The following is a 6,880-nucleotide window of genomic DNA, read 5'->3' on the forward strand; positions in this document are numbered from 1 at the left end:
GAGGGACGGATCGGCAGAACGCGGTGGAGGACCTGGCGGGCGGCGGCCGTCAGGACGGCGGCGGCGAGGCCGGGGCGGGACGTCGGGAGCGGCTCGCCTATCGTGTCGAGCGCCGCCCTGGCCAGGCGGGTGGACTCGCGCTCCCTGGCCAGCTGGTGCTCGCTCACGCCCGCCATCCGCAACCACCGCGCCCGAAGGTACGGGGCCTCGCGCGTACGGGCGAGGTGCCGCAGGACGACGGCGCCGGACTCCTCGTACAGACGCAGGCGCAGGCACAACACCCAGTAGCGGTCGAGAAAGCCGGGCCGGCCGGACACCGCCCAGGCCAGCCGGATGTTGTCCAGCTCCACGCCCAGCACGCGGGTGACCTCGGCGTCGGAGGCGTCCTGGAGGGCGGCGGCGTGCCGGTCGAGCAGGCGGGTGAAGTGGGCGGCGTGCCGTTCCCGTACCGCGCGGCGCTCCCGGGGGTTCAAATGTCCGGCGGCGAACTGCCGGATGACGGGATGCAGGACGTAACGGCCGGACGGGGTGAGCTGGATCATGCTGTGATCCACCAGGTGGACCAGCACGCGCGGCGTGGTCCCGGCCACCTCCAGCGCGGCCCGCAGCGTGCAGCCGCCGCTGAACACCGACAGCGCCGCCAGCGCCGCTCGCCCGGCCGGGTCGAGCAGCCGCCAGGAGGTCTCGAAGACCGTACGCATGCAGGCGTGCCGCGACCGGGCGGCCGGCCCGTCGGCGGACAGCAGGCCGGCGTCCACGCCGAGGCGCTGGGCCAGCTCCGCGAGCGGCACCGCGCGCAGCAGGCCGGCCGCCAGTTCGATGGCCAGGGGCAGGCCGCCGATGGCGGCGCAGATCGCGGCGACCGGGACGGCGTGCGGGCCGGGGTCGAAGGCCGGTTGCGCCCGTAGGGCCCTGGACGCGAACAACGCCTCAGCCTCCGGGCCCGGCAGGCCCGCCACCTCGAACGTCACTTGTCCGGGCACGTCCAGGCGGCGTCTGCTGGTGGCGAGGATCCGCACTCCCGGAGCGGTGCGCATGATCAGGGCGATGGTCGGGTCGATGGCCGGCAGGTGTTCGAGGTTGTCCAGGACGAGCAGCTGATCGCGGCCGGACAGGGCGGCCAGCAGCAGGTCAAGGGCCGGGCGCTGCGGGGAGAGGTCCACGCCGAGACGCCGGGCGAGCGTCGTGACGGCCGCCTCCGGGCCCACCCCGGCGAAGGACACGAACGCGCACGACGACGTGGCGGCGGCGATGGCCAGGCGCGTCTTGCCGACGCCGCCGGGGCCGAGCAGGGTCACGAGGCGTTCGCGGGCCAGCAGCGCGCGCAGTTCGCGGATCTCCGTCTCCCGCCCGAACAGGTCGGTGCGGGGTACGGGCGGCGCGGCGCGGACCTGCCGGTCGGCGGGCGCCGCCTGCGGCGCTCGTACGGGGGTGACAAGCTGCCTGCGGACGGCCGCCGTCTCCGGCGCGGGCTCCACCCCCAGCTCGTCGGACAGGCGCCGCCGCAGGTCGTCGTAGCAGGCCAGCGCCGCGCCCCGGTTCCCGCCCCGGGCCAGCGCCGTGATCAGCAGCCGGTGCGCCTCCTCGTCGTACGGATCCAGCCCGGCCACCAGCCGCGCCAGCCGTACGAACTGGTCGGGCGGCGCGGAGCCGGACCGCAGCAGGAGTTCGCGCAGCAGCAGCCGGGCCCGCCCGCGCTCCGACTCCACCCAGCCGCCGAACGCCGGGGCGTCGCAGAACCACACGCCGTCCATGAAGTCGCCGCGCCACAAGCGCAGCGCCTCGGCCACGGTCGGCGTCTGGGCCAGGCGCCCGTGATCGACGAAGCAGCCGTCGCCGGCGCGGAAGCGTACGTGGTCGCGGGTGATGTCCAGCCACCCGCCCACCTCCTTGCGCAGCTCCGACAGCGCCAGGCGCAGGCTGCCCCGGGCGTTGGCGTCGGGCCGCTCGCCCCACAACAACGCGGCCAGCTCCGAGCGCGGTCGCGGCCCCGGCGTGGCGGCGAGGTAGCAGAGCAGGGCACGCGTCTTGGCGGCGCGGATGTCCACCGGCCGCCCCGCGACGGCCAGCTCCGGCGGACCGAGCAGCAGCAGGGTCAGCGACTCTCCCATAGAAGCAGCACAGTAGGCGCGCCCCGGCCGCGCGGCTGTGCCAAAAGGCGCATATGGAACGTGCTCTCCGTCACTGACCTGGGCTCTCACGATCCGCTCACGCTGCCTGCCCCACTCTGATGCCGCGTTTCGCGACAGCAGCGGAGCACATCACACCGGAGGAGAAACAGGATGCGCACTCAGAAACTGATCCCGGCGCTCGCCCTGACGACGGCTCTGGCCGTGCCGGCGGCGCTGGCCGTCGCACCGCCCGCCGGCGCGACGGCCAGGGCCGCGACCTGCCGGGTGGAACTGGACTACATCGACTCGAACAACGTGGACGAGTCCGACGGCGTGGACGAGATCCGGATCAACCTGGGCGGGATCATGTATCCCGCCGGCAACAACTGGGTCAACATGTGGGCCGGCTCCCGTGCCTACACCGCTTCCTTCGGGAGCCCGAGCGCCACGATCAGCTCCGCCGGCTCGGCGCTCTACAGCCTGCGCGAGGTAACCCCGCCATGGGTCTCCGGCGGCACCACCCTCGGCACGATCACCGCGCAGGGCTCGGTCTGCGCCACGCTCTCCACGGGGCAGTCGGTCGGCCTGGTGAAGACCATCACCGGCACCGACGACACCTACTACTCCTACTACATCAGGCTCGTGATGACCGGCCTCTAGCAGGCGTGAACGTGAATGGTCGCATCGGCAGATACATAGTGATCCACTGTCGACGATCAGGAGCTTCACATTGCGTAAAGGAGCCAGAGCGGCCGGGGTGTTACTGCTGACCGCGGCCGCGCTCTCCGCCTCACCCACCGCCACCGCGCAGGCGGGGCAGCAGAGCGCGGCCGGGGCGGAGGCCCGGAGCGTCACCTTGATCACGGGCGACCGGGTGACCGTCGTGGGCCCGGACACCGCGCTCGTCGAGCGGGGCGAGGGCCGCGACGAGGTCATGTTCCACACCCGCCGGGACGCGGGCCGGTTACGCGTGATCCCCGGTGACGCGCTCCCGCTGCTCAGGGCCGGACGTCTCGACGAGCGGCTGTTCGACGTGACGACGCTGCTCGACTACGGGTACGACGACCGCCGCGGCTCGCTGCCGCTCATCGTCACCGGGGCGGAGCGGCCGGCCTCCCTGGCCCGCGGCGCCCGGTCCGCCGCGCTGCCCGCGGTCGGCGGCTACTCCGTACAGGAGGAACGCGCTCAGGCGACGCGGTTCTGGCAGGACCTGGCCGGATCCACCGGCCGGGCCGGGCTGCTCGGGACGCGCGGCAAGGTCTGGCTCGACGGGTTCAGGAAGGTGTCGCTGGACCAGAGCGTCAAGCAGATCGGGGCGCCCGACGCCTGGGCCCGCGGCCACACCGGCAAGGGCGTGAAGGTGGCCGTGCTCGACTCCGGCATCGACGCGACTCACCCGGACCTCGCCGGCAAGGTCGTGGCCAGGCACGACTTCACCGAGGAGCCGGACGAGCGCGATGTCGTCGGCCACGGCACGCACGTCGCCTCCACCATCGCGGGCAGCGGGGCCGCCTCCGGCGGGCGCCACCGCGGCGTGGCTCCGGACGCTGCCCTGCTGGACGGCCGCGTGTGCGAATCCGTCTTCTGCTCCGAGTCGGCGATCCTGGCCGGCATGCAGTGGGCGGCCGAGCAGGGTGCCCAGGTCGTGAACCTGAGCCTCGGCACGGCGGACACGCCGGAGACCGACCCGATCGAGCAGGCGGTCCAGACGCTGACCGAGCGGTACGGCACGTTGTTCGTGGTGGCGGCGGGCAACTCCGGGACCGATCGGTCGGTATCGTCCCCGGCCAGCGCGGATGCCGCGCTGGCGGTGGGCGCGGTGACGAAGTCCGACGAACCGGCGTCGTTCTCGAGCCGCGGACCTCGCGTCGGTGACAACGGGCTCAAACCGGACATCACGGCCCCCGGCGCGGAGATCACCGCGGCCCGGAGCAAGGACAGCCCCGGCACCGGCTCGTACGTCGCCAAGTCCGGCACCTCCATGGCCACCCCGCACGTGGCCGGTGTCGCGGCCCTGCTGGCCGGGGAGCATCCCGGCTGGAAGGCGGACACACTGAAGGCCGCCCTCATGGGCTCGGCCAAGCCCAACCCCACCGTCAACGTGTACGGGCAGGGCGCGGGCCGGGTGGACGCCGCTCGCGCGACGCTCCGGACCGTGACCGCCGAACCGGCCGGCATCGGCTTCCCGCGGCAGGAGTGGCCACACGGCGACGACGAGGCGGTCACCAGAAAACTGGTCTACCGCAACCACTCCGACACGCCGCTCACCCTCACGCTCGACATCCGGGCGGGCGAGGCGTTCACGGTGTCACCCCACACCATCGTCGTCCCCGCGGGCGGCACGGCGGAGGCCGCCGTCACCGCCGACACCAGTGCCGGCGGGCCCGACGGCTTCCTCGGCGGGTACGTCGTGGCCTCCGGCGCCGGCGGCGTCGGCGTGAGCACCCCCGTGGCGGTGGAGAAGGAGGTCGAGAGCTACAACCTGACGATCAGGCACACGAACAGGGCGGGCGTTCCCACCGGTGACTTCGAGGCGGGCATCGTCCGGTTGGACGCCGAGGCGCTGCCGATCGTGCTGTTCGGGGGCGCGGAGACGACCACGCTGCGGTTGCCCAAGGGCAGGTGGCTGTTCGACACGACGGTGCTGGACGAGGACGGCGTCACCTTGCTCGTCCAGCCGGAGTTGCGCCTCGACGCCGACCGGACGGTGGACGCCGACGCCCGGCTCGGCCGGCCGCTCGACATCACCGCGCCGAGCGCCGACGCCAAGCTGGTACTCGGCCAGGTCGTCTACCAGTGGCGCGGGCCCGGCGGCACGCCGCGGAACCGTGGATGGCTCGGCAGCCGGTTCGATCGCATGTTCACGGCGCAGCTCGGGCCCGACCGTGACTACGAGGGGCTGCTGACCATGGTGGCGGCTCACTGGGCGGGGGCCGACACGTACCGGATGGCCTGGTTCGAGCGGGGCAGGGTCGTGACCGGGTTCCGGCGTGACACGACGCGGGAGCGGCTGGCCACCATACGCACCGACTACGCGCGCCATCTGCCCGGCGCGACCGGCGAAGCGGCGAGCCGGGCCTGGCCACGCGACGGGAAGATCTCGACCTGGCTGGCTTCCGACCCCGTCATCACCCCCTCGGTGCGGACAGAGCACGTCAACACCGGGGACGGCATCCGCTGGCAGCGTTACCTGTGGGAGTACGGCGCGGACGGGCGGGTGAACCAGTTCGAGTCGGCCTTCCACCGGTACCCGGCGGGCCGGGTCACGACGGAGTCGTGGAACCGCGGCGTGTTCGGCCCGTCCCTGCCGGCGGGCGACCAGGAAGGCGGCACGGTCTCCCGGACCGGTGACGTGATCTCGGCCGACCTGTGGCTGTTCGGCGACGGGCGGGGCTCCCTCGGCTGGTCCTCCCGCGCCACCGAGCACCTGACCCTCTATCGCGACGGCGAGCGCATCGGCGGGGCGGCCGGCCTTCAGGCCCGTTTCGAGGTGCCGGCGGGCGAGGCGGAATACCGGCTGGTGGCCGAGGCCGAGCGCGGCGCCCCCGCCGTGCTCGGCACGCGCGTGTCGGTCGCGTGGACGTTCCGTTCGGCGACCGCCGCGGACGGCACCGTACGGCTGCCGGTCTCCGTGGTGACGTTCACCCCTGCGCTGGACGCGGAGAACGCCGCGCCCGCGGGCCGGCTCTTCACCGTGCCGTTCTCCGTGCGCCCGCAGCCGGGCGGCTCGGCGGGACGCCCTCGGGAGACGACCGTCGAGGTGTCCTACGATGACGGCGCCACCTGGGCGAAGGCGGAGGTGAAAGGCTCACGGGTGGTGCTGCGGCATCCCGTGGGCGACGGATTCGTGTCGCTGCGGGCCAGGTCCGGCGACACGGCGGGGAACGCGGTGGAGCAGACGGTGATCAGGGCTTACCGGATCGTCGCGACAAGCTGAGCCCGAAGGGACCACGTTCGGAGCTCGCCACCCCGACGCCATCGGGGTGGCGAGAAACCTGGGCCTTACCGGCATAGATCGACGTGCCGCTCGCGTCCTTGCCCGTGAACGTCGCGAGGAGGACGGGTGGATCCAGGATTTGAGGCGGACTTCCGAAAGTTCGTCGTCGACCGATCAGGGGCGTTGTTCCGCACCGCTTACCTGCTGACCGGTGACCGGCACGCCGCCGAGGATCTGGTGCAGTCGGCCCTGGTCAAGACGGCCGCGAAATGGCGCAGTCTGCGCGATCCGGCCGCCATCGAGGGATACGTCCGCCGTGCCATGTACCACGAACAGGTGAGCTGGTGGCGGCGGCGGTCACGCGTCGCCGAGGTGTCCACCGGACGGCCGCCCGAGCGGATCGACGCCGGGCACGCCGACGTCGCGGACCTTCGCCTGGTGATGCGCGCGGCCCTGGCCCGGCTCACCCCCCGGCAGCGGACCATGCTCGTGCTCCGCTATTTCGAGGACCTCTCCGAGACCGAGATCGCGCGCCTGCTCGGCGTCCGCGTGGGGTCGGTACGCAGCCAGATCTACCGCTCGCTGGAACGCCTGAAGAAGACGGCACCTGAGCTGACCACCGTGAGGGAGTTCGGATGAACATCGAGAACCTGCTGCGCGAGACCCTCTCCGACATGGCCGACGAAGAGCGGCCGCCCGCGCCGGAGCGGTTCCTGCGGCCCCGCGAGCGCCGCCCCCGTCGCCGCGGCCTCGCATTGGCGGCGGCGACGGCCGGCCGCGCGCGGGCGGGAGGATACACCCGCGGGGTCCAGCAACAGTCGGCGGGCGCCCC

Annotated in this window: 5 protein-coding genes; 4 read left to right on the forward strand and 1 reads right to left on the reverse strand. The window is 73.2% G+C overall.

Annotation, left to right across the window (positions count from 1 at the left end; all coding sequences use genetic code 11):
• Window positions 1-2,111 (reverse strand): ATP-binding protein (locus ACWDX9_RS57390; protein WP_449971581.1); only part of this gene is annotated, 2,111 nt, incomplete at its 3' end.
• A 171-nt stretch (window positions 2,112-2,282) separates the two neighbouring features.
• On the opposite strand from ACWDX9_RS57390, the gene ACWDX9_RS57395 reads away from it, so the two are divergent.
• From ACWDX9_RS57395 to ACWDX9_RS57410, 4 genes are all read left to right on the forward strand, one after another.
• Entirely contained in the window at window positions 2,283-2,771 is a 489-nt protein-coding gene (locus ACWDX9_RS57395; RefSeq protein WP_449971583.1) for a hypothetical protein, read from the forward strand.
• Window positions 2,772-2,868: 97 nt separating this feature from the next.
• Window positions 2,869-6,048, forward strand: coding sequence for a S8 family serine peptidase (locus ACWDX9_RS57400; protein ID WP_449971586.1), 3,180 nt, complete (start codon window positions 2,869-2,871; stop codon window positions 6,046-6,048).
• 126 nt (window positions 6,049-6,174) lie between these two features.
• Window positions 6,175-6,687, forward strand: a complete 513-nt coding sequence (locus ACWDX9_RS57405) for a SigE family RNA polymerase sigma factor (RefSeq protein WP_350741375.1) — start codon at window positions 6,175-6,177, stop codon at window positions 6,685-6,687.
• On the forward strand, window positions 6,684-6,880 hold a 197-nt coding region (locus tag ACWDX9_RS57410), incomplete at its 3' end, for a hypothetical protein (protein ID WP_449971588.1). The genes ACWDX9_RS57405 and ACWDX9_RS57410, both read left to right, overlap by 4 nt.

Source organism: Nonomuraea sp. NPDC003201 (assembly GCF_053590415.1).

Coding starts and splice junctions, on each gene's coding strand:
- ACWDX9_RS57395 (WP_449971583.1), top strand. CDS start 2,283: ATGCGCACTCAGAAACTGATCCCGGCGCTCGCCCTGACGACGGCTCTG.